The organism is Burkholderia sp. E168m22, from assembly GCF_001319805.1.
Taxonomy (GTDB): domain Bacteria; phylum Pseudomonadota; class Gammaproteobacteria; order Burkholderiales; family Burkholderiaceae; genus Burkholderia; species Burkholderia orbicola.
Genome location: NZ_BBSK01000152.1, coordinates 1 through 20,597, shown reverse-complemented (window position 1 = coordinate 20,597; position 20,597 = coordinate 1). Strand labels below are relative to the sequence as shown.

Here is a 20,597-nt window from a genome sequence, read left to right as displayed (position 1 = left end):
GCCCCACAGCGCGAGCAGGCACGCGGTGGCCGCGGTCGACGCGCCGAAGCCCGTCAGCGCGACCGCGATCGCGGCCATCAGCAGCGGCGTGGCGACGAGCGTGCGGTGCAGCCCGTATTTGAGGACGCCGCCGATCAGCGCGGTGCCCGCGACGCCCGCGACGCCGATCACGAGCAGCATCAGCGACAGCGTGGTCGTGCCCGCGTGGGTGACGGTTTCGAGGAACGGGCGCAGGTAGGTGAACAGCGCGAACTGGCCCATGAAGAACACGCCGACCGCGGCCATGCCCCATGCGACCGGCCGCCGGGCCAGCAGCGCCGCCGCGCCGACGCGCGTGCGCGGCGGCGCGGACGGCATCGCCGGCAGGCTGACGAGCTTCCAGCCGAGCGCGAGCGCGGCGACCGGCACGACGCAGAAGAACGCCCAGCGCCAGCCGACGATCGCGCCGAGGAAGCTGCCGAGCGGCGCGGCCACGACGGTCGCGAGCGCGTTGCCGCCGTTCACGATCGCCAGCGCGCGCGGCACCTGGCGGTCCGGCACGAGACGCATCGCGGTCGCGGCGGACATCGACCAGAAGCCGCCGATCGCCACGCCGATCAGCGCGCGGCCGGCGATGAACGCCCCATAGTTCGGCGCGAACGCGACGACCGTGCCGGACACGATCGTCAGCAGCGTCAGCGACAGCAGCAGGCGCTTGCGATCGCAGCGCCCGGCGAGCGACGCGATCAGCAGGCTCGTCACGAGCGCGAACGCGCCCGATACGGAGATCGCCTGGCCGGCCTGGCCTTCGCTGACGTGCAGGTCGCCCGCGATCGGCGTGAGCAGGCTGACCGGCATGAATTCGGACGCGACCAGCGCGAACGCGCCGAGCGACATCGCGAGGACGGCGCCCCACGCGGCGGTATGGCCCGGCGCGGCGCCGCACTCGGGCGTGGAAACGGATTGCATGACGGAAATCGGAGCGAACGGGGCCGGTCGCGGGCTCAGTCGCAATGCGCGGCCGTGTCGCGGCCGGCCAGATGCGTGCGCGCGTCGTCGTTGCGGGCGGCCTCCACCTTGATGGCGGCGGCCTGCGCGTCGTCGACCCACGTGCGCGGATTCATGCGGGCGGGATTGAACCCGGCGGCCGAGTAGCGAACCATGTCCTCGCGAACCTGCTCGCGGGTGAGGCCCGACGCGGATTGCGCGAGCAGCGGGGTGGACGCGACGAGCGCGGCGACGGCGGTAACGGTGGCGAAAAGACGGGTATTCATGGCGTGTGATTCCGGAAAGCGGGAGGCCGGCGTGCCGGGCGGGAGCGCGGCGCGACGGGTCGATGGCTTCGCAGTCTAGCGAGTCGTCCGGCATCGATTAAGTAGCACGGCGCGCTTGGACTTATTAGCTAAACCGATGAATCGCCGCCGGCGATGCTACGATTGGCGCTCGTCCCGACCGGAGCCTTTCGACATGGCGCGCGAAAATTTCAACGATCTGCTCGTCTTTCTCGCGGTGGCCCGCGATCGCAGCTTCACGCGCGCGGCCGCGCGGCTCGGCGTGTCGCAGTCGGCGCTGAGCCAGACCGTGCGCGATCTCGAAGCGCGGCTCGGCGTGCGGTTGCTGGCGCGCACGACGCGCAGCGTGTCGACGACCGAGGCCGGCGAAGCGCTGTTCAATGCGGTGGCGCCGCGCATCGACGAGATCTCGGCGCAACTCGCCGCGCTGTCCGATTTCCGGGACAAGCCGGCCGGCGTGGTGCGCATCACGGCCACCGAGCATCCGATCGACACGGTCATCTGGCCGAAGCTGCGGGCCGTGCTGCCCGACTATCCGGACATCCGCGTCGAGCTGTCGGTCGACTACGGGTTGTCGAATATCGTGGAAGAGCGCTACGACATCGGCGTGCGGTATGGCGACCAGGTGGCGCAGGACATGATCGCGGTGCGCATCAGCCCGGACATCCGGATGGCGATGGTCGCCGCGCCGTCCTATCTCGACGGCCGCAAGCCGCCGAAGAAGCCGCAGGATCTGCTCGACCACGACTGCGTGACGCTGCGGCTCGCGACCGCGAAGGGCATCTACGCGTGGGAATTGAAGAAGGGCAAGAACGCGATCCAGGCGCGCGTGAACGGCCGGATCACCTGCAACACGCAGCCGCACCTGCTGCAGGCGGCGCTCGACGGCTTCGGCATCGCGTTCGTCACCGAGGACATCGCGCACGCGCATCTGCGCAGCGGCGCGCTGCGGATCGTGATGCCGGACTGGTGCCCGGTGTTCCCCGGTTATCACGCGTACTATCCGAGCCGCCGCCAGGCGTCGCGCGCGTTTTCGGTCGTGATCGACGCGCTGCGGCATCGGTCGTAGCGCACGGCGTCCGGCGCCGGCGCGGCGCGGGCCCCACGCGCGGATAGAAAAAGAACGCCCCGCGCGGGGCGGGGCGGGTCGAACGGATGCGCCGGCGAACCGGCGCGCGTCAGAGGTGGTCAGTGACGGCCGCGCGTACGCGGATCGTCGAGATCCTCGGTCGGATCGGTCAACCCGAGCTCGTCGCCGGCACTCCAGTACGGCGTGCTGCCGTAGAACTCGTGCAGCGGCTCGGCCCATTGCGGATCGGCCATCGCCGGCCAGTGGTCCTTGTCGAACCCCGGCGCATTGCGAATCCGCTCGGACGATACCGACAGCAGGAAGCACTTGCGTTCGGTATCGAGCGTCAGCGCGCTCCACGGAATCGCGTGCAGCTTGTCGCCGATGCCGAGGATGCCGCCGCTCGACAGCACCGCATACGCGATGCGGCCGGAGCGCACGTCGAGCATGATGTCCTTGATCTTGCCGACATCGTCGCCGTCGGTCGTATAAACCTTGTCGCCTTCCAGCGTATCGGCTGCCATCACGTCGGGGCCGGGGCCGGCCGCCGTCGCGGCGCCCTTGCCGATGATGCGGGTCTGACCTTGATCGGGAGTCTGCATGGTTTCCTCCAGGCTGTGTGGGGCGCGACCGTGCCCGGGGCCGGGCCCTGCGGGTCGCGCGGGTGGGCGCGGCGAAGCGGAAAACCGCTCCGTCACGTCTGTTTCGGTTGCGACACGCCTTCGAGCGTGTTCGCCACGTCGTCGCGCTCGGGGCTGGCCGTGCGCGTCGCGATGTCGGCGAGCGACAGCATGCCGACCAGTCGCTTGTCGTGATCGACGACCGGCAGCCGGCGCAGTTGCGCGTCGGCCATGTAGTGCTGGATCTCGTCCAGCGAATCGTCGTCGAAGCACCATTCGATCGGGCCGGACGCGACCTCCTGGATGCGCGTCTCCGGCGGCTTGCCGGCCGAGATCGCGCGCACCGCGAGATCTCGGTCCGTCACCATCCCGACCAGCCGGTTGTTGTCGCACACGGGCAGCGCGCCGATGTCGTAGCGCTCCATCAGTTGAGCGGCGTGACGGATCGAGTCGGTCGGTGCGATCCGCACGACGTCCTGCGACATGATTTCGTTGACGCGATGCATGAATTTCTCCTTGGCAGTCAGGTAAAGCGATGTGCCGGTGCGGCTGCCGTGTTCCAGCAAACCGCATGCCGTGCAGGCGTGGTTCGTCTCGTCACTTCTCGTCGCGTTTGCGTTTGTCCTCCGCCGGCCCGTCGTCGTGCTTGCCGGGCGGCGTGTCGGGCTCGATGCGCGTGACGCCGCCGGTCGCCGGCGGGTCGCTGGCCGGAAACGTGTCCTCGAGTTGCTTGTCGATATGACGTTCCGAATGGCGCGTATGGGTGCGGTCCTGGTCCTTCAGCGGCGGCTGCGGGTCGGGCTGCCGCTCCTGCGCCGGTGCGTCGCGGCCGTGCCGGGTCGAATCCTTCATCGCGGTACTCCGTATCGGTGACGAGGAGCCGCCTGTGCCGCAACCTGCGTTCCCGGCCCGCGCGCCCGGCACGCGACTTGCCGCTGCGACGGCCACGACCACGACGACGACCATGACGACACAGCGCAACAGGGTGCCTGCTGCGCGCACACCGAGCGGGAGGCAGGATGACGATTCCGAAACGACGACCAGGGGTGCGCTACGAGATCAACGTATGCGGCGGCGGATTCGATTCGGTGAAAAGCCATTTCGATACGTGGAAGCGCGAGCCGCTGATCTACCGGCCCGAGCGCCGGATGTTCGAAGGCAAGGCCGACGTGCGGCCGCTCGGCGACGAGACGTTCGGCGCGACCGAGCCCGCGCGCTTCGCGCTGCAGCGGGCGTGCGAGCCGTCGGACCCGTATGCGCTGGCCGCACGCGTGCGGGACGACGGCCGCGAGCTGTGGCTCGTGATGGCCGCGTACGACGCGTAGCCCGCGCGCTTGCAAGATTTGCAGCGAACGGTGTAGCGAAGGCATGGCCGCTGGCGCCGGGCCGCGCTCCTGCGTACCGATTCCCGGGTGATCCGCGCGTGGCCTCCGCCTGCGACGACGTGAACGGACGGCACGCGGCTTGCGAATCCTCACTACGGCCGTCGCGCCGATTCCGACCCGAACCCCGCAACGATGGAAATGCCGATGAAACACGACTCCGCGCAGTGGCTGCAACGGCCCGAACCACCGCTTCCCGACATCGAGCCGGACCCCGAGCCGCCCGATCCCGACGACGTGCCGCCGGACCTGCCCGAACCGTACCGGGAACCGGAAGGCGACCCGCCCGGACATGCGCCGCCCGAACGCGACCCGCCGTCGCGCGAGCCGCCCGTGCGGGCGTGGCGGGCGGGCGCGACGCCGCTCATGCGAATGGAGGATCTGCGATGAGTATCCGCGTGAAACCCGGCATGCTGCGCGACATCGCCGAGACGCTCGGCCGTCATTTCGAGGCGCGCGCGATGCCGTTCCACGTCGAGGAGCAGCCGGCCGGCGCATTGCATATCGGCTTTCGCGTCGACGGCCATCCGGCGTCGCTGACCGTGACGTTCGACGCCGACGCCTTCGCCGCGCTCGAACGGGCCGACCTCAGCCGGCAACGCGGCACGCTCACGCGCGTCGCGGCCGAATTCGACACGATGATGGCGCGCCGCGCACCGACCGCGTATGCGGGCGATTTCCATTTCAACCGGCTTTGAGCCGCGCCGCACTGGCCGGCCGCAGCCGCCGATTCAGGGAGGACTCGATGAACACGATCCAGACGATACGCGTGGGCGCCTGTGCGTTCGCCGCGGCGCCGCGTCACGGCATGCCGCCCCCGCGATGCAGCCGGAGGAACGCGATGGCGAATCAGCACGAACACCTGGAGGACTGGCTGCGCGATGCCTACGCGATGGAGCGCCAGGCCGAGACGATGATCGACGCGCAGATGAAGCGGGTCGGCCACTACCCGCAGTTGCAGGACCGGTTGCGGCAGCATCTCGACGACACGCTCGGCCAGCAGGCGCTCGTCGAGGCGTGCCTGATGCGGCTCGGCACGTCGCCGTCGGCGAGCAAGGATCTCGCCGCGCGCATCGCCGCATACGGGCAGATCGCGAGCGGCATGCTGGCGGACGACGAAGTGGTGAAGACGGCACTGGCCGCCTACGCATTCGAGCAGTTGGAAATCGCTGCATACACCGCGCTCGTCGCGGCGGCTCAGGCGGCCGGCGAAGAAGAGATCCGCGCGTGTTGCGAGCGGATTCTCCAGCAGGAGCGCGACATGGCCGCGTGGCTGCTGCGCCATCTGCCCGAGTTGACGACGGCGTTTCTCGATCGTTCGGCGGTGGACCGCATCGACGCGAAGCGGTGACGGCGCGGCCATCGGGCTGCTTCTGGGACGGGCCGTTTTCCGCGAGCGAAATACGTGCCCCCTAACTTGCCCCCGGCTTGTAAAAAAGCGGCTCCGCTGCCCGGCGAGACGGGGTACGAACCCGCGAGAGCCGCGTCGCAGCGCGCTTCGCGCGACTGGCACGGAAGCTGCGTGACGTTCGGCAGAAGACATACCCGCGAACCCGCGAACCGAACCGTCAGGAGGCTTTCGATGCCCGTCTCGCTTGCGCTGCAGATGCGACAGCATCTCGCACTTACGCCGAGGCTTCAGCAGTCGCTGCGGCTGCTGCAGTTGTCCTCGCTGGAGTTTCAACAGGAATTGCGTCAGGCGCTCGACATGAACCCGTTTCTCGAAGACGGCCAGGGCGACGAGGACACCGTTGCCGGCACGCCCGAGCAGCCGACCGAAGCGGCCGCGCCCGAAGCGGCGCCCGAGCACGACGACATTCGCCCGCCGGATGGCGAGGTGCCGTTTACCGCGGCGCCCGCGCCGCGCGGCACGAGCCGTCAGGGCGACGATACCGACGGCCTGTCGCCCGGCGAATGGATCGCCGCCGAGCCGTCGCTGCATCAGCAACTGCACGATGCGCTGCGGCTCTATCCGCTCAACAAGCGCGACCGCGAAGCCGCGCGCCTCGTGATCGATGCGCTGGACGACGACGGCTACCTGCGTCAGGAACTGCCTGAACTGCTGGTCGCCGCCGATCCCGCGTGGCTGCTGTCGGAGCAGGATCTCGCGGTCGCGCTGCGGCTCGTGCAGATGCTCGACCGGCCGGGTATCGCGGCCCGTTCGTTGTCCGAATGCCTGGTGTTGCAGCTCGACGCGATTCCGGCCGGCACGCCGGCGCTCGCGGAAGCGAAGGCGATCGCGCGCGAGCATCTGGAGCGGCTCGCGCGCCGCGAGACGGCCGAGATCCAGCGACGCCTCGGCTGCAACCAGCAGACGCTGCACGCGGCCTGCGCGCTGGTGCGCGGGCTCGACCCGCGCCCGGGCAATCACTACGGCAGCACGCGCGGCGACTACGTGGTGCCCGACGTGATCGTGCGTCAGGTGCGCGACGAATGGATCGTCACGATCAATCCGGCCGTGCTGCCGCGCGCCCGCCTGCACGAGCGCTATGCGACGCTGTTCGCGCAGTCGAGCGGCGAGCGCGATTCGCCGCTCGGCCAGCAGTTGCAGGAAGCGCGCTGGCTGATCCGCAACGTGCAGAAGCGTTTCGACACGATTCAGCGCGTGGGCGAATGCATCGTCGCGCGGCAGCGCGATTTCTTCCGCTACGGCGAGATCGCGATGAAGCCGTTGGTGCTGCGCGACATCGCGGAAGAGCTCGACCTGCACGAATCGACCGTCTCGCGCGCGACCGGCAACAAGTACATGGCCACGCCGCACGGCACGTTCGAGTTCAAGCATTTCTTCCCGCGCAAGCTGGAAGCAGCCGGCAAGGGCGTGTGTTCGGCGTCGGCCGCGAAGGTGCTGATCCGCGACATGATCGCGGCCGAGCGGCAGACCGATCCGCTGTCCGACGTCGCGCTCGCGGAGAACCTCGCGGGCCGCGGCATCCTTCTTGCGCGCCGCACGGTGACCAAGTATCGCCAGGCGATGAAGATTCCGCCGGCCGACTTGCGGCGCCGCGACGCCGCGTGACGGCCTCACTGTTCCAACCCCGCGCGTGCCGTCTCTCGCGTCGGCTCGCGCGCCAACGAGAGGAGCGCAACCATGCCAGCCAAATCCCAGGCCCAGCAGCGCGCCGCAGGGGCCGCGCTGTCGGCCAAGCGCGGTGACACGAAAATGAAGGACCTCAAGCCGCCGTCGAAATCGATGGCCAAGTCGATGAGCGAGAAAGAGCTCGAGAAAATGGCGTCCACGCCCACGCGCGGCAAACCGAAACACAAGCACGATGCGTGAACGGCGCCGACGTTTAGTGACGACTGCTGTCATCCAGGAGGGTTCCATGCTTCGATACGCCATCATTTTCTTCATCATCGCGATCATTGCCGCCGTGTTCGGCTTCGGCGGCATCGCGGCCGGTGCGGCCGAGATCGCGAAGATCCTGTTCTACATCTTCGTCGTGATCTTCCTGGTCACGTTGCTGCTGGGCGTCGTGCGACGATGACGGTGATGCCCGACCGGTCGCAGCGCGTCGCGGAACTCGAGCATGCGCTCGCGATCAGTTTTCCGTCGCAGTCGACCGTGGTCGTGCATGCGGACGACGCGTCCGGCCGGCTGACGATCAACGTGTCATGGGTGCGCGTGCCGTCCGACGAGGACGCGCGCCAATGGCGCTGCTCGGTCGACATGCGCTTCGATGCGGACGTGATCGAACGCTACGCGACGCTCGACGCGGCCGACCGGCTGCGCGTGCGCACGCAGCTGTGCGACCGCGCGCGGCGCGCGGTGGACGAGCACAAGCCGCGCGTCGAGGATGCCGCGATCGAATGCAACGTGGCGCTCGACGTGACGGCCGTCGTGTTCGACGCGGCGCTGCGCGCGCCCTGACGTCCCAGCCGGCCCGCGGCCGTTCGCGGCGCGCCGGGCCGGCTTTCCCTGCCGTCCGCACGCGTGCGCCGCGGCGCGTCGCCGTGCGGCAGCGGCTCCCTACCGAATGCCACGAGGACACCTGACGATGACGACTCCCCCATCCGCCGGCAAGACGCCCCCGACGCAACCGACGCAACCGCCCGACAGCGCGAAATCGCGCCAGCTCGACGCGAATCGTGCGCGGCCCGACGGCGAGGCGCTGCGCACCAACCAGGGCGTGCGGATCGCCGACAACCAGAACACGCTGCGCGGCGGCGCGCGCGGCCCGTCGCTGCTCGAAGACTTCATCATGCGCGAGAAGATCACGCATTTCGATCACGAGCGCATTCCGGAGCGGGTGGTGCATGCGCGCGGTTCGGCCGCGCACGGCGTGTTTCGCGTGTACGAGCCGATGGCCGACTACACGAAGGCTGCGTTCCTGCAGGACCCGGCCGCCGAAACGCCGGTGTACGTGCGGTTCTCGACCGTGCAGGGGCCGCGCGGGTCGGCCGACACCGTGCGCGACGTGCGCGGCTTCGCGGTGAAGTTCTATACCCAGGAAGGCAACTACGATCTCGTCGGCAACAACATGCCGGTGTTCTTCATCCAGGACGCGATCAAGTTTCCCGACTTCGTGCACGCGGTGAAGCCCGAGGCGCCGAACGAGATGCCGACCGGCGCGTCCGCGCACGACACGTTCTGGGATTTCGTGTCGCTGGTGCCGGAAACCACGCACATGGTGCTGTGGCTGATGTCGGACCGCGCACTGCCGGCGAGCTATCGCGCGATGGACGGCTTCGGCGTCCACACGTTCCGCTTCGTGAACGCGGCCGGCGTCGAGCGGTTCGTGAAATTCCACTGGCGGCCCGTGAGCGGCGCGTATTCGCTGCTGTGGGACGAGGCGCAGCGGATCGCCGGCCACGATCCGGATTTCAACCGGCGCGACCTGTGGACGGCGATCGAGCGCGGCGACTATCCGGAGTTCGAACTCGGTGTGCAGCTGATCGATCCGGCCGATGCGGACAAATTCGACTTCGACCTGCTGGACCCGACCAAGCTCGTGCCGGAAGAGCTCGTGCCGGTGCGGCCGATCGGCCGGATGACGCTGAACCGCAACCCCGACAACTTCTTCGCGGAAACCGAGCAGGTCGCGTTTCACCCGGGCCACGTGGTGCCGGGCATCGATTTCACGAACGACCCGCTGCTGCAGGGGCGCTTGTTCTCGTACACCGATACGCAGCTGAGCCGGCTCGGCGGCCCGAATTTCCACGAGATCCCGATCAACCGGCCGGTGTGCCCGTTCGCGAACAACCAGCGCGACGCGCTGCACCGGCAGACGATCAACGTCGGCCAGGCGTCGTACGAGCCGAATTCGACGAGCGGCGGCTGGCCGCGCGAGACGCCGCCCGCGCCCGCCGGCGGCGGGTTCGAGACCGTGCCCGAGCCGCTCGAAGGCCACAAGGTGCGCGTGCGCAGCGAATCGTTCGCCGACCATTTCTCGCAGGCCGCGCTGTTCTACCAGAGCATGACCGAGATCGAGCAGCGGCATATCCGCGACGCGTACTGCTTCGAGCTCGGCAAGGTGACGCAGCCGCACATTCGCGAACGGGTGGTCAACGAGATCATCGCGCGCTTCGACGCGGGGCTCGCCGCGCAGGTCGCCGAACGGCTCGGGCTGCCCGCGCCGCAGGCGGCCGCGACGCCGGCCGTGCCGCAGCGCTCGCCGGCGCTGAGCCTGATCGGCCGCGCGAAGCCCGGCATCCGCTCGCGCAAGATCGCGCTGATCGCGACGCCCGGCGTGAATCCGGTGCTGGTCGAGCAGGTGCGCGACGCGTTGCAGGCCGCGCACGCGGTGCCGACGATCGTCGCGCCGACGCTCGCGCCGATCGGCGGCATCGTGCCGGAGGCGACGCTGGTCGGCATGCCGTCGGTGATGTTCGACGCGGTGTTCGTGTGCGGCGGCGACGGCGATGGCCGCGATCTCGCGCACAGCGCCGACGCCCGCCATTTCGTGCGGGAAGCGTTCAAGCACCTGAAGCCGATCGCGGCCGTCGGCTCCGGGCGGCAACTGCTCAGCGCCGCCCACCTGCCCGACCCGGCCGAAGGCGTGTGCGTCGGCCAGGCCGTCGATCTCGACGCGGTGCTGAACACGCTGTCGGATCACCTCGGCCAGCATCGCGTGTGGGCGCGCGAACAGCAGGCGGCGGAGCTGCCGGCATAGGGCCGGCATCGGGCCGACAGCGGCCGACAAGCGGCTTGCGCCGTACGGCGCGCTCGCCCTCGGGCGGGCGCGCATCCGGCAAGGAGGAACATGCATGGCACCGCGGATGATTTGGAAAGGCGCGATCAGCTTCGGGCTCGTGCACGTGCCCGTGCAGTTGTTTCCGGCGACGCGCACCGTGAAACCGTCGTTCCGGATGCTCGACAAGCGCTCGATGGACCCGATCGGCTATCGGCAGATCAACAAGCGCACCGGCAAGGAGGTCACGCGCGAGGACATCGTGCGCGGCTACGAATACGAGAAGGAGCGCTACGTCGTGCTCACCGACGACGAGATCCGCGCGGCGAACCCGGAATCGACGCAGACCGTCGACATCCTGACCTTCGTCGACGAGGACGCCGTGTCGTTCCTCTATCTCGACACGCCGTACTACCTGGTGCCGGACCGCAAGGGCGAGAAGGTCTATGCGCTGCTGCGCGACGCGCTGAAGGACAGCGGCAAGATCGGCATCGCGCTGGTGGTGATGCGCGACCGCCAGCACCTTGGCGCGCTGATCCCGGTCGGGCCGATGCTCGCCCTCGATACGCTGCGCTGGCAGGAGGAACTGCGGCCGCTCGACGAGCTGTCGGTGCCGGCCGACGACGCGAAGGGCGCGGGCGTCACCGCGCGCGAGCTCGGGATGGCGAAGAAGCTGATCGACGACATGTCCGGCAAATGGACCCCCGACGAATATCACGACACGTTCCGCGACGACATCCTCGAGCTGGTCGAGCGCAAGGTGCGCGCGGGCAAGATCGAGGAGATCGAGGACCGGCCCGCGCAGACCGGCCGCGCGGCGAGCAACGTGGTCGATCTCACCGAGCTGCTGAAGCGCAGCCTGAAGGGCGGCGCGGGGGCGCGCGCGGCGGATCTGCGTGCAGAGCGTGGCGAAGGGGAGGACGAGGCGTCTTCATCGTCGTCGTCGCGCGGCGGCGCGCGCCGCAAGCCGGCGGCGAAATCCGCATCGAAGGGCGCGGCGACGAAAACCGCGGCGAAGAAGACCGCCGCGAAACGCGGCGCGGCGAGCGCCCCCGCGGCAAAGAAGACGGCCGCGCGCCGCAAGCACGCGGCGTGACGCCGATGACGCCGACTCCGATTTCGATTCCGGTTCCGGTTCCGGTTCCGGTTCCGACGAGGTGACGCGATGGCCGGCAAGCTCGATCCGTATCGCCGCAAGCGCCATTTCGGCGCGACGCCCGAGCCCGAAGGGGCGCACGGCAAGCGTCGCGCGAAGCCGGATACGCAAGCGGCCTCGAAGCCGAAGGCGAAGCAGCCCGCCGCGCGCGCACGCCATCCGCTGCGCTTCGTGATCCAGGAGCACCACGCGCGCCGGCTGCACTACGATTTCCGGCTCGAACTCGACGGCACGCTGAAATCGTGGGCCGTGCCGAAGGGGCCGAGCTTCGATCCTCAGGTGAAGCGGCTCGCGGTGCACGTCGAGGACCATCCGCTCGAATACGCATCGTTCGAAGGCGAGATTCCGGCCGGGCATTACGGTGCGGGCTCGGTCGTCGTGTGGGACGAAGGCACGTGGACGCCCGATGGCGGCGTCGCGCAGGCGCGCGAAGGCTACCGGGCCGGCAAACTGACGTTCCGGCTCGACGGCGAAAAGCTGCACGGCGGCTGGGCGCTCGTGCGCAGCGGGCGGCAGGAAGGGCGTCAGGAGCAGTGGCTGCTGATCAAGGAGCGCGACGACGACGCGCGCAGCGCCGATGAATTCGACGTCGTCGGCGAGCGGCCGGGTAGCGTGCATGACGGCGCGGCCAACGGCGCGGCACGCAAGCGCGCTGCGCGGCGCGGCCGATCGACCGACGCGGACGGCGATGTACATGACGCGCAACACGCAAGCCACGAAAGCCACGAAAGCCACGAAAGCCACGCAAGCCATCGCCCCACCGACCCGTCGCAGGTCGAAGGCGCGGTGCGCGCGCCGCTGCCCGAGCGCGTCGCGCCCCAACTCGCGACGCTGGTCGATGCACCGCCGACGCAGGGCGGCTGGTGCTACGAACTGAAGTTCGACGGCTACCGCATCCTGGCGCGCATCGCAGGCAAGGGCGCACGCCGGCGCGTCACGCTGATGACGCGCGAAGGCCGGGACTGGACCGCGAAACTGCGCGCGCAGCGCGACGCGCTCGCGGCGCTCGACGTCGACGACGCATGGCTCGACGGCGAGGCCGTCGTGCTCGGCGAGAACGGCCTGCCCGATTTCCAGGCGCTGCAGAACGCGTTCGGCACGGACCGCTCGGATGCGATCACCTTCTTCGTGTTCGACCTGCCTTATCTCGACGGCTACGACCTGCGCGACGCGTCGCTCAACGATCGTCGCGCGCTGCTCGAACCGCTGCTCGCGAACAGCGACCCGGCGCGCGTGCGCTTTTCGCCCGATCTCGGCGAGGACGTCGCGTCGCTGATCGCGAGCGCGTGCGACACCGGCCTCGAAGGACTGATCGGAAAGCGCGCGGACTCGCGCTATCGCGCCGGCCGGTCGCCCGCGTGGATCAAGCTCAAATGCCGGCGCCGGCAGGAGTTCGTGATCGGCGGCTTTACCGAGCCGTCGGGCAGCCGGCACGGCTTCGGCGCGCTGCTGCTCGGCGTGCACGAGCCGGCGCCGGCCGGCAAGCGGCGGCGCGGGCCCGGGCCGCTGCGCTACGTCGGCCGCGTCGGCACCGGCTTCGATGCGCGGATGCTCGACCGTCTCGCCGCGATCCTGCGCAAACACGAGCGCGACACGATGCCGTTCGATGAACCGCCGCGCGAACGCACACGCACCCGCGTGCACTGGGTCGAGCCGACGCTCGTCGCCGAATGCGAATTCGCGGAATGGACTGGCGACGGGATCGTGCGGCAGGCCGCGTTCATCGCGCTGCGCGAGGACAAGCCGGCGGCGCAGATCGTCCGCGAGATGCCCAAACACACGGAAACGGAGGTGACGATGGATCAACGCCCGACCCCGCACGACGACACACGCAAGCGCGCATCGCATGCCGCTCGTGAAAGCGCCGATCGCAAGCAATCCGCACGGTCTCGCGCAGCGGCCCGCGCCGAAGACGACGCGTCCGGCCCCGACACGCTCGGCCGCGTACGCATCACGCATCCCGAGCGCGTGCTCGACCCGCAAAGCGGCACGCGCAAGATCGACCTCGCGCGGTACTGGCAATGGGTCGCGCCGTGGCTGTTGCCCGACCTCGAGGGCCGGCCGGTTTCGCTCGTGCGCGCCCCGGGCGACATCGCCGGCGAGCTGTTCTTCCAGAAGCACGCGGAGCGTCGCGAGATTCCGTTCGTCACGCAGCACGAAGGGCTCGACCCGGGCCACGGACCGCTGCTGTCGATCGACAACGTCGACGCGCTGCTCGGCGCCGCGCAGATGGGCACGGTCGAACTGCACACGTGGAACGCGCATGCGTCGAACATCGAGCGGCCCGACCGCATCGTGTTCGACCTCGATCCCGATCCGGCGCTGCCGTGGCGCACGATGATCGACGCCGCGCAGCTCGTGCGCGGGCTGCTCGACGAGCTCGGGCTCGTGTCGTTCTGCAAGACGAGCGGCGGCAAGGGGCTGCACGTCGTCGTGCCGCTCACGCGGCATGCGGGCTGGGACGACGTGAAGGACTTTTCGCGCGCGGTCGCGCAGCACGTCGCCGGCACGCTGCCCGACCGCTTCACAGCGACGATGGGGCCGCGCCACCGGCGCGGCAAGATCTTCGTCGACTACCTGCGCAACGGGCGCGGTGCGAGCACGATCGCCGCCTATTCGGTGCGCGCGCGGCCCGGCATGGGCGTGTCGGTGCCGCTCGACTGGGACGAGGTGCCTGACACGACGGGCGGCGCGCAATGGACGATCGACACGCTGCACGAACGGCTGGACACGCTGAAGCGCGACCCGTGGGAAGGCTACGCGAAGGCGCGCCAGCGCATCACCGCGGCGATGCGGGCGCGGCTCGGCGCCGACACGTGAACCGTCAGCGCCGATGCTGCTGCAACCGGTAGTACCAGTTCATCAGCGGCGTCGCGGAAATCCCGTGCGCGACCACCGACGCGGACACCACGGCCAGCACCGGCGCCGCGAGCGGGCGCACGACGTCGGACGGCCCGTGCTCGAGCGCGAACAGGAGGTAGTAGAACGAGCCGATCCCGCGGATGCCGAACCACGCCATCAGCCGCCGCTGCGCATGCGTCGCGCGCGAGCCGGCCAGCGTGACCAGCACCGCGAGCGGACGCACGGCGACGAACAGCACGGCGGCCAGCGCGACGGCGCCCCACGTGAGCAGCGGGCCGGGCAGCGTCGAGAGCACGCTGCCGATCATCGTCATCACGATCGCTTCGGCGATCCGTTCGAGCTCGATCGTGAAGCCGAGCACCGATTCGGCCATGAACGCATGCGCTTTCTCCGGATGCTTCTCGGTCGCGACCACGTCTTCCGAATCGATCTGGCCGATCACTTCGCGCGGCGGGCGGTCGCCGCTCGCGCGATGCTCGACGCGCCGCATCGCGACGCCGGCCGCGAACGTCGCGATGAAGCCGAACGTGTGCGCGAGCTGCGCGGCGCCGAACGACAGCACGATCAGCGCGAGCGCGAAGAAGCCTTCGAGGCCGAGCGCCTGCGCGTGCCGCGTGCGCAGCCAGCCGATCGTCTTCGTCGTGGCCCAGCCGAGCCCGCCGCCGATCGCGGCCGCGCCCGCGATGCCCCACAGCGCGACGAGGGCGAACGTGCCGGACAGCGGCGGGATGCCGTGCGTCGCACCCGGTGCGCCGCACAGCGCGAGCCCCGCGAGCGCGAACGGCAGCGCGATGCCGTCGTTCATTCCGCCTTCGCCGGACAACGCGAAGCGCACCAGGTCGCGATCGCCCGGATCGTGCACCTGCACGTCGTGCGCGAGCACGGGGTCGGTCGGCGCGAGGATCGCCGCGAGCAGCAACGCGGGGCCCCAGCCAAGGCCCAGCGCGAGCACCGCGCACGCGGCGAGCAGCGGCACGGTGACGATCATCGCGAGCAGCCCGAGGCGGCACGGCACGAGCCACAGCTTGTCGGACAGCGGCACGCGCAGCCGCAGCCCGATCGCGAACAGCGACACGAGCAGCGCGACTTCGACGATCTCGCGCAGCAGTTGCCCGTCGCGTTCGAGGTCGAGATGCAGCAGGCCGGCGCCGGCCGGACCGAGCGCGACGCCGAGCACCAGGTAAATCATCGCCGAGCTGCAGGGCAGGTGGCGCAGCGCGGACGTCACGACGCCCATGCCCAGCAGCACGGCGCCGATGATCAGATACCAGAGGGTTTCGTGCATGCGTGTGATCGCAGCGCAGGGGTGGACATGAGCATACGAGCCGCGCGCCGGCCGTCAGGGCTTGCGGCCGAAGGCTTCGCGCAGTTTCCGCTTCGCGCGTTCGAGCGTCGCGCGGCGCGTTTTCGGCAGATTGCGGCCGGCGCGGTTCACGTAGAAGTTCAGCATCGACATCGCCGACTGGAACGGCGACGCCTTGCGGCGGCGGCTGTGTTCGGCCGAGCGCTTCAGCGACGCGGCGATCGCGGCCGGATCGTCGGATTTGAAGATGTCGGGCTCGATGTCGAGCGCATCGCTCTTTTGCGTGACTTTGCCGGACCAGCGCTTGCGGTGGGCCGGATCGGCGCTGCGTGCGCGGCCGGGGTGGCGCGTGTGGCGCTTGCCGTGCGGCTTGTCGTGCGCGTGGGAAGCAGAAGCGGAAGGCATGAGGCAGGGGCTCCGTAGGGATTCACAGGACGGTCGTGCGAAGACGTGGGACGCAAACCGCGTGCCGCGTCGTGAACGTGCCGACGACGGCATGGGCCTTGCTGAAGGATCGGAGCAGGAATTTCGATCAAGCGATCATCCATAGGGAGAAAACGCCATGAAGTCAGCATTCGAATCGAAGTGTGTCGCGCGGCATGTGCTGGCGTGCGCGGCTGTCGCGATCGTCGCGGCCGCGCCGGCCGCGTGGGCGCAGAACTCGCAGCGCTCGGACGAGGGCACCGGCGCGCCGAATCCGTCGATGGACATGTCGACGCCGGGCACCAACGGCAATACGACCGCGCCGCCGCCACCGGCCGGCACGCAGCGGCATGGCGCGAAGCACGGGATGCGTTCGCACAGCGGGTCGGCCGGCCACGTGAAGCCGGGCGGCGGCCCGAACGGCGCGGGCCAGGGCGGTAGCGGCGCCACGGGCGGCGGTGTCGGCGGCGGGTCGGGCGGAGCCGGCGGCTCGGGCGGCACCGGCGCCGGCAACGGCGGTTCGGCCGGCTCGACGGGCACGGGCGGCGGCGGGGCCGGCGGGACGGGCGGCGGTTCCAGCGGTTATTGACGGTGTCGTGCCGGCGCGGCCGGCATGGCGCGATGGCGGCGCGGTTTCCCGGGACGGGCGCGCCGCCGCCACGCAGGAGGACATCATGCAATCGAATTCCCGGATTTTTGTGGACAACGACGAGCTCGACGGCGACGCAAGCGACACGGACGATCTCGACACGACGGTCCATGTGGACGTCGAAACGGGCAGGGTCATGTTCCATGCGGCGTGGGCGAACCCCGTCGAGGCGCCGCCCGAGGCGGCCCGCCATTCGGTCGTGCTCGCGCTCGAATGCTCGACGATGGAACGCTACGCGGATCTGGACGAAGGCGCGCGGATGCGCGTTCACGCGATGCTGCACGACGCCGTGCAGCAGACGCTGGAACAGTTGCCCGATACCGACGAGAACCTGACGCTGACGGTCGAGCTGACCGACGCGATGCTCGATGCCGTGCGTCATCTGCAGTAATCGCACCGGATCGGCGCACGGCGTCGCATTACATCCCGTTGAAATCTTTGCAGGCCAAACGGGGGCGAGCGGCCGATGGGGCCGGCGATCGATTCCGATCGCGGGTCGTTCCCCGGTTACGGGAACGCGCACGAGCATGAGCGCGCCGGCAGGCAACGGCCTGCGCGGCCGGAACGGCGCTTGCTGCGAGACCGGCACGGCACGACACGACGTGTGCCTTGTTCCTGTCCCTTTCCACGGAGGCATCCATGAGCGGCAAGCTGGATCATTGCAAGGTAGCGATTCTCGCGGTCGACGGTTTCGAGGAAGCCGAACTCGTCGAACCGCAGCGCGCGCTCGCGGCCGAAGGCGCGCAGGTGGACGTGATTTCGCAGAAGCGCGGCGAAATCCAGGGTTTCCGGCACGTCGACAAGGGCGAGCGCGTGAAGGTCGACCGCACGTTCGACGATGCACGCGAAGGCGACTACGACGCGGTCGTGCTGCCGGGCGGCGTCATCAACGGCGACGCGATCCGGATGGTGCCGGCCGCGCGCGAATTCGTGACGGCGGCCGTCGGCGCCGGCAAGCCAGTCGCGGCGATCTGCCACGGCGGGTGGCTCCTCGTGTCGGCCGGGCTGGTCGAGGGCAAGACGATGACGAGCTGGCCGAGCCTGCAGGACGATATCCGCCACGCGGGCGGCAAGTGGGTGGACGAGGAGGTCGTGCGCGACGGCAACCTGATCACGAGCCGCAAGCCGGCCGATCTGCCCGCGTTCAACGGCGCGCTGGTCGAGCGCCTCGCGTCGCGGGGGGCATGAGCCGATGCCGGCCGATTCCGATACTCCGCGCCGCGTGACGCTGACCGATGAACCGCCGACGTTCGACGGCGCGGCGTTGCAGTTGCGCTTCGTCGTCGACGTCGACGGCGTGCCGCAGGCCTGCGCGATCACGGTCGAGGCGCTGGAAGATCATTTCGGCGCGCGCTCCGCGCTGGAGGCCGATCTGCGCGACGCGTTCGAGCGTGGCCGCGCGCGGATCGAAGCCGCGTGCGCGGACGTGCTGGCGAGCGGCAACCACGACGTGGTGCTGCACAGCGGCTATTTCCGGGCGCCGGCCGGGCGTGCGCGGGCCGGGTTGTTTCGCTCGCGGCCGTGAGCGGCGCGCATTCCCTGCGCGCCACCCGCGCATCTTCTCCGGCCGCATCGGTCACCCGCCGCGGCCGCTCCCCGCGGCCACCCGTTACATGCCGTTGAAAACTTTGCAGCGGCTCGAACGCGCCGTGCGGTGCCACATCGCGCGGCGCGCGTACCGCACGGATACCGGCCGCACGACGCCGGCTGGCACGTTCCCTGCATGCCTGTAACGTCGCCGGCGCACGATTCGCGCCGCCAGCCGATGCGACGCCGGTGTCGCGTCGTGCGTAGCCGTCAACGGGGAAACGAGCATGCTGACCGCCCACGAATTTGCCGCGCTGTTCCTCGCGCATCACGCGCCGGAACAGATCCAGATCGACCGTGACGACGTCGTCGCGCTCGTCGAACAACACCTGATCGTGCTGCAGCAAGACGATACGTCGGGCGCGCACCGCCCCGCACTGACGGCTGACGGGCTGTCGGTGCTGCGCTGTGTGCAGCGTCATGACGCGGCCGAATTCCATGCGATCGGCGTGAGCGACGGGGCCGACGCGTGACGCGCCGGCCCGCGCGGGGCATTCACCGCGCGATCGCGACGGACGCATTGACCTGCACGACCGGCGGCTCACCTTCGAACGGCGGCGCGTACAGGAAGCGGTCGATCACGCCGGCCTCGAACAGCAGGCAGTAGGTCGAGCCGCCGAACTGGAAATAGCCGATCTCGTCGCCCTTGTCGACGCGCTGGCCCGGCACGACCTCGATCACGCACGACGACACGTCGCCCATCCCGACGAACACGGCCGCGACCGTCCCGATGCCGGGATCGTCGCTCGAGATCGCGACCACCGCGCGCGCGGCGACCGCCGTCATGTAGCCCTGCGAGTCGTTGAGCCCGGCCGGGTCCGGGCCTTCCGCTTCGGCGACCGAGTAGTAGGTGCCGTCGACGCGATACGCGTGCGTGACGACGCCGCGCACCGGCGCATGCCAGCGGTGGTAGTTGTACGCGCTGAGGTAGGCCTGGTAGACGTCGCCGCCGACGAAGCGCTCCGCGAGCGACAGCCGCGCGGGCGTGAAGAGGTCGCGCAGCGAATACGGCTGCGACTTGATCCAGAACGTGTCGCGCAGCTTCACGTTGGTTTCGGTGTGATAGGGCGACGCTTCGCACGCGCTGACGATCACGTGCGGATCGTCGGGCGCCGCCACGGGCCGCGCGCCGTCGCGAAAGCGCCGCGTGAAGAAGTCGTTCCACGAATCGAAGCCCCAGTGCGGCTGGTCTTCGCGATACTGGAACTGCGACAGCCCGAGACGCTTGCGTGCTTCATCGCAGAACCAGCCGTCGGGCGCCGACGTGTCGAGATGCGCGCGCGAATGCGGGCCGCCGAGGAAGTCGCACCAGACGTTCAGCACGCGCTTGAACTGCGCGTTGACGGCGGCGTCGCGAAACACCGCGTGGCCCGACGGCATGCACATCGGCCAGTCGAGGAACGCGTTCACCGGGCACACGATCAGGCTTTCCTCGCTGAATGGCGGCGTGTAGGTCATCAGATGGTCGATCACCGTCATCAGCTCGCCGATCGACGCGTAGCCGAGCCGGTATCCCGCTTCGCGCGCTTCGTCGATCGCGCGGGTGAGGCTCATGCGCAGCACGGCGTTGTCGTCGAACAGCCGCGCGAGTTCCTGAACGGCCGGCGTGCGCAACCGGTCGCCGGCATGCGCGCGCGCTTCGGCCGCGATTTTTTCGCGGAACGCGGCCATGTGCGCTTCCTCGCTGGCCATCCATCCGCCGAGGCGGCGGCGGGTGGCGGGCGGCGTGTTGCGATTCGTCGGCATCGTCTCCTCCGGAACGGTTTCGGTCGAATCGATGCAGCAAGACGCTTGCCCGGGCGGCGGCATTGAAATTGCTGCATGCGAGCGACCGGTTTGTTTTCGATGACTCAGGAGAACAGCATGGCTACAGCTTCGAATGCACGACAGACGAACGACGCGGGATCGACGGACGAGCGTCGCCGCGACGGGCAGCGGACCGTGACGCCGACGCGCACGCGAAAACGCCCGCAGGCAGCGCCGCGCGATGGTGCGCGGCGGAGTGAGCGCGGTGACGGTCGTGCCAGCGGCAACGGGCCAGTGACGCCGAGCCGTGGAGAGGAGGCGGCGAAACCGCTGTGGGAGGATGACCGCGGCGAGATGCCGCCGGAAGAGTGGTCGTGAGGTTGCCGAAGCCCGTCGTCGAC

General features: G+C 69.7%; 26 protein-coding genes. 18 read left to right on the top strand and 8 right to left on the bottom strand.

Features of this window, described 5'->3' with window-relative positions:
• Together AP428_RS33550 and AP428_RS33545 are read right to left on the bottom strand one after the other, a co-directional pair.
• The coding region (locus AP428_RS33550) for an MFS transporter (RefSeq protein ID WP_054928678.1) at nucleotides 1–948 on the bottom strand (948 nt) is incomplete at its 3' end.
• A 35-nt stretch (nucleotides 949–983) separates the two neighbouring features.
• The gene (locus tag AP428_RS33545; RefSeq protein ID WP_011545565.1) at nucleotides 984–1,253 is read right to left on the bottom strand and encodes a DUF4148 domain-containing protein; all 270 of its coding nucleotides are present in this window, start codon (nucleotides 1,251–1,253) and stop codon (nucleotides 984–986) included.
• 193 nt (nucleotides 1,254–1,446) lie between these two features.
• Between AP428_RS33545 and AP428_RS33540 the strand changes: the two genes are divergently transcribed.
• Complete coding sequence (locus AP428_RS33540; protein WP_011545564.1) at nucleotides 1,447–2,340, top strand: LysR family transcriptional regulator; 894 nt, start codon at nucleotides 1,447–1,449, stop codon at nucleotides 2,338–2,340.
• Between the two features lie 119 nt (nucleotides 2,341–2,459).
• Here the strand turns inward: AP428_RS33540 and AP428_RS33535 are convergent, their stop codons facing one another.
• From AP428_RS33535 to AP428_RS33525, 3 genes are all read right to left on the bottom strand, one after another.
• Nucleotides 2,460–2,942, bottom strand: coding sequence for a PRC-barrel domain-containing protein (locus AP428_RS33535; RefSeq protein WP_006498342.1), 483 nt, complete (start codon nucleotides 2,940–2,942; stop codon nucleotides 2,460–2,462).
• 92 nt (nucleotides 2,943–3,034) lie between these two features.
• A complete protein-coding gene (locus AP428_RS33530; protein WP_011545563.1) occupies nucleotides 3,035–3,466 on the bottom strand; it encodes a CBS domain-containing protein in 432 nt (143 codons plus the stop codon).
• A 91-nt stretch (nucleotides 3,467–3,557) separates the two neighbouring features.
• Nucleotides 3,558–3,812, bottom strand: coding sequence for a hypothetical protein (locus AP428_RS33525; RefSeq protein WP_011545562.1), 255 nt, complete (start codon nucleotides 3,810–3,812; stop codon nucleotides 3,558–3,560).
• A gap of 167 nt (nucleotides 3,813–3,979) precedes the next feature.
• Between AP428_RS33525 and AP428_RS33520 the strand changes: the two genes are divergently transcribed.
• The 11 genes from AP428_RS33520 (at nucleotide 3,980) to ligD (ending at nucleotide 14,446) form a co-directional block, all read left to right on the top strand.
• Nucleotides 3,980–4,285 (top strand): hypothetical protein, encoded by a 306-nt coding sequence (locus AP428_RS33520; RefSeq protein ID WP_011545561.1) that lies wholly within the window; start codon nucleotides 3,980–3,982, stop codon nucleotides 4,283–4,285.
• A 198-nt stretch (nucleotides 4,286–4,483) separates the two neighbouring features.
• Nucleotides 4,484–4,732: a hypothetical protein gene (locus AP428_RS33515; protein ID WP_172593384.1), complete on the top strand. Its 249-nt coding sequence runs from the start codon at nucleotides 4,484–4,486 to the stop codon at nucleotides 4,730–4,732.
• A complete protein-coding gene (locus tag AP428_RS33510; protein ID WP_011545559.1) occupies nucleotides 4,729–5,040 on the top strand; it encodes a hypothetical protein in 312 nt (103 codons plus the stop codon). The genes AP428_RS33515 and AP428_RS33510 overlap by 4 nt, the downstream gene beginning before the upstream one ends.
• Before the next feature lie 143 nt (nucleotides 5,041–5,183).
• Nucleotides 5,184–5,693 carry a DUF892 family protein gene (locus AP428_RS33505; RefSeq protein WP_011545558.1) on the top strand — a complete coding sequence of 170 codons (510 nt, stop codon included), beginning with the start codon at nucleotides 5,184–5,186 and terminating at the stop codon, nucleotides 5,691–5,693.
• A 231-nt stretch (nucleotides 5,694–5,924) separates the two neighbouring features.
• Nucleotides 5,925–7,358 carry an RNA polymerase factor sigma-54 gene (locus tag AP428_RS33500; RefSeq protein WP_011545557.1) on the top strand — a complete coding sequence of 478 codons (1,434 nt, stop codon included), beginning with the start codon at nucleotides 5,925–5,927 and terminating at the stop codon, nucleotides 7,356–7,358.
• Nucleotides 7,359–7,430: 72 nt separating this feature from the next.
• On the top strand, nucleotides 7,431–7,619 hold the full coding sequence (locus tag AP428_RS36480) for a DUF3008 family protein (protein WP_011545556.1): 189 nt from the start codon (nucleotides 7,431–7,433) through the stop codon (nucleotides 7,617–7,619).
• 46 nt (nucleotides 7,620–7,665) lie between these two features.
• Entirely contained in the window at nucleotides 7,666–7,827 is a 162-nt protein-coding gene (locus AP428_RS36475) for a DUF1328 family protein (RefSeq protein WP_006767422.1), read from the top strand.
• Nucleotides 7,824–8,210, top strand: coding sequence for a DUF3022 domain-containing protein (locus AP428_RS33490; protein WP_011545555.1), 387 nt, complete (start codon nucleotides 7,824–7,826; stop codon nucleotides 8,208–8,210). The genes AP428_RS36475 and AP428_RS33490 overlap by 4 nt, the downstream gene beginning before the upstream one ends.
• Nucleotides 8,211–8,337: 127 nt before the next feature.
• Entirely contained in the window at nucleotides 8,338–10,452 is a 2,115-nt protein-coding gene (katE, locus tag AP428_RS33485) for a catalase HPII (RefSeq protein WP_011545554.1), read from the top strand.
• Nucleotides 10,453–10,546: 94 nt separating this feature from the next.
• A complete protein-coding gene (locus AP428_RS33480; RefSeq protein ID WP_011545553.1) occupies nucleotides 10,547–11,566 on the top strand; it encodes a Ku protein in 1,020 nt (339 codons plus the stop codon).
• A gap of 69 nt (nucleotides 11,567–11,635) precedes the next feature.
• On the top strand, nucleotides 11,636–14,446 hold the full coding sequence (gene ligD, locus AP428_RS33475) for a DNA ligase D (RefSeq protein WP_011695006.1): 2,811 nt from the start codon (nucleotides 11,636–11,638) through the stop codon (nucleotides 14,444–14,446).
• Between the two features lie 4 nt (nucleotides 14,447–14,450).
• Here ligD and AP428_RS33470 read toward each other — a convergent pair whose 3' ends face one another.
• Together AP428_RS33470 and AP428_RS33465 are read right to left on the bottom strand one after the other, a co-directional pair.
• Nucleotides 14,451–15,773 (bottom strand): cation:proton antiporter, encoded by a 1,323-nt coding sequence (locus AP428_RS33470; RefSeq protein WP_011545551.1) that lies wholly within the window; start codon nucleotides 15,771–15,773, stop codon nucleotides 14,451–14,453.
• A 54-nt stretch (nucleotides 15,774–15,827) separates the two neighbouring features.
• The gene (locus tag AP428_RS33465) at nucleotides 15,828–16,196 is read right to left on the bottom strand and encodes a DUF3175 domain-containing protein (RefSeq protein ID WP_011545550.1); all 369 of its coding nucleotides are present in this window, start codon (nucleotides 16,194–16,196) and stop codon (nucleotides 15,828–15,830) included.
• 157 nt (nucleotides 16,197–16,353) lie between these two features.
• Between AP428_RS33465 and AP428_RS33460 the strand changes: the two genes are divergently transcribed.
• From AP428_RS33460 to AP428_RS33435, 5 genes are all read left to right on the top strand, one after another.
• Nucleotides 16,354–16,803, top strand: coding sequence for a hypothetical protein (locus AP428_RS33460; RefSeq protein WP_011695007.1), 450 nt, complete (start codon nucleotides 16,354–16,356; stop codon nucleotides 16,801–16,803).
• 85 nt (nucleotides 16,804–16,888) lie between these two features.
• Nucleotides 16,889–17,254, top strand: coding sequence for a DUF3022 domain-containing protein (locus AP428_RS33455; protein WP_011545548.1), 366 nt, complete (start codon nucleotides 16,889–16,891; stop codon nucleotides 17,252–17,254).
• Between the two features lie 248 nt (nucleotides 17,255–17,502).
• Nucleotides 17,503–18,051 carry a type 1 glutamine amidotransferase domain-containing protein gene (locus tag AP428_RS33450; RefSeq protein WP_011545547.1) on the top strand — a complete coding sequence of 183 codons (549 nt, stop codon included), beginning with the start codon at nucleotides 17,503–17,505 and terminating at the stop codon, nucleotides 18,049–18,051.
• Between the two features lie 4 nt (nucleotides 18,052–18,055).
• Complete coding sequence (locus tag AP428_RS33445; protein ID WP_011545546.1) at nucleotides 18,056–18,388, top strand: DUF1488 domain-containing protein; 333 nt, start codon at nucleotides 18,056–18,058, stop codon at nucleotides 18,386–18,388.
• 289 nt (nucleotides 18,389–18,677) lie between these two features.
• Entirely contained in the window at nucleotides 18,678–18,923 is a 246-nt protein-coding gene (locus AP428_RS33435) for a hypothetical protein (RefSeq protein WP_011545545.1), read from the top strand.
• A 22-nt stretch (nucleotides 18,924–18,945) separates the two neighbouring features.
• On the opposite strand, the gene AP428_RS33430 is transcribed toward AP428_RS33435, so the two are convergent.
• The gene (locus AP428_RS33430) at nucleotides 18,946–20,196 is read right to left on the bottom strand and encodes a phosphatidylserine decarboxylase family protein (protein WP_041489682.1); all 1,251 of its coding nucleotides are present in this window, start codon (nucleotides 20,194–20,196) and stop codon (nucleotides 18,946–18,948) included.
• A 117-nt stretch (nucleotides 20,197–20,313) separates the two neighbouring features.
• On the opposite strand from AP428_RS33430, the gene AP428_RS37055 reads away from it, so the two are divergent.
• Nucleotides 20,314–20,574 carry a hypothetical protein gene (locus AP428_RS37055; RefSeq protein ID WP_156349369.1) on the top strand — a complete coding sequence of 87 codons (261 nt, stop codon included), beginning with the start codon at nucleotides 20,314–20,316 and terminating at the stop codon, nucleotides 20,572–20,574.
• Nucleotides 20,575–20,597: the final 23 nt, after the last annotated feature.

Coding starts and splice junctions, on each gene's coding strand:
- AP428_RS33545 (WP_011545565.1), bottom strand. CDS start 1,253: ATGAATACCCGTCTTTTCGCCACCGTTACCGCCGTCGCCGCGCTCGTC.
- AP428_RS33540 (WP_011545564.1), top strand. CDS start 1,447: ATGGCGCGCGAAAATTTCAACGATCTGCTCGTCTTTCTCGCGGTGGCC.
- AP428_RS33535 (WP_006498342.1), bottom strand. CDS start 2,942: ATGCAGACTCCCGATCAAGGTCAGACCCGCATCATCGGCAAGGGCGCC.
- AP428_RS33530 (WP_011545563.1), bottom strand. CDS start 3,466: ATGCATCGCGTCAACGAAATCATGTCGCAGGACGTCGTGCGGATCGCA.
- AP428_RS33525 (WP_011545562.1), bottom strand. CDS start 3,812: ATGAAGGATTCGACCCGGCACGGCCGCGACGCACCGGCGCAGGAGCGG.
- AP428_RS33520 (WP_011545561.1), top strand. CDS start 3,980: ATGACGATTCCGAAACGACGACCAGGGGTGCGCTACGAGATCAACGTA.
- AP428_RS33515 (WP_172593384.1), top strand. CDS start 4,484: ATGCCGATGAAACACGACTCCGCGCAGTGGCTGCAACGGCCCGAACCA.
- AP428_RS33510 (WP_011545559.1), top strand. CDS start 4,729: ATGAGTATCCGCGTGAAACCCGGCATGCTGCGCGACATCGCCGAGACG.
- AP428_RS33505 (WP_011545558.1), top strand. CDS start 5,184: ATGGCGAATCAGCACGAACACCTGGAGGACTGGCTGCGCGATGCCTAC.
- AP428_RS33500 (WP_011545557.1), top strand. CDS start 5,925: ATGCCCGTCTCGCTTGCGCTGCAGATGCGACAGCATCTCGCACTTACG.
- AP428_RS36480 (WP_011545556.1), top strand. CDS start 7,431: ATGCCAGCCAAATCCCAGGCCCAGCAGCGCGCCGCAGGGGCCGCGCTG.
- AP428_RS36475 (WP_006767422.1), top strand. CDS start 7,666: ATGCTTCGATACGCCATCATTTTCTTCATCATCGCGATCATTGCCGCC.
- AP428_RS33490 (WP_011545555.1), top strand. CDS start 7,824: ATGACGGTGATGCCCGACCGGTCGCAGCGCGTCGCGGAACTCGAGCAT.
- katE (WP_011545554.1), top strand. CDS start 8,338: ATGACGACTCCCCCATCCGCCGGCAAGACGCCCCCGACGCAACCGACG.
- AP428_RS33480 (WP_011545553.1), top strand. CDS start 10,547: ATGGCACCGCGGATGATTTGGAAAGGCGCGATCAGCTTCGGGCTCGTG.
- ligD (WP_011695006.1), top strand. CDS start 11,636: ATGGCCGGCAAGCTCGATCCGTATCGCCGCAAGCGCCATTTCGGCGCG.
- AP428_RS33470 (WP_011545551.1), bottom strand. CDS start 15,773: ATGCACGAAACCCTCTGGTATCTGATCATCGGCGCCGTGCTGCTGGGC.
- AP428_RS33465 (WP_011545550.1), bottom strand. CDS start 16,196: ATGCCTTCCGCTTCTGCTTCCCACGCGCACGACAAGCCGCACGGCAAG.
- AP428_RS33460 (WP_011695007.1), top strand. CDS start 16,354: ATGAAGTCAGCATTCGAATCGAAGTGTGTCGCGCGGCATGTGCTGGCG.
- AP428_RS33455 (WP_011545548.1), top strand. CDS start 16,889: ATGCAATCGAATTCCCGGATTTTTGTGGACAACGACGAGCTCGACGGC.
- AP428_RS33450 (WP_011545547.1), top strand. CDS start 17,503: ATGAGCGGCAAGCTGGATCATTGCAAGGTAGCGATTCTCGCGGTCGAC.
- AP428_RS33445 (WP_011545546.1), top strand. CDS start 18,056: ATGCCGGCCGATTCCGATACTCCGCGCCGCGTGACGCTGACCGATGAA.
- AP428_RS33435 (WP_011545545.1), top strand. CDS start 18,678: ATGCTGACCGCCCACGAATTTGCCGCGCTGTTCCTCGCGCATCACGCG.
- AP428_RS33430 (WP_041489682.1), bottom strand. CDS start 20,196: ATGCCGACGAATCGCAACACGCCGCCCGCCACCCGCCGCCGCCTCGGC.
- AP428_RS37055 (WP_156349369.1), top strand. CDS start 20,314: ATGGCTACAGCTTCGAATGCACGACAGACGAACGACGCGGGATCGACG.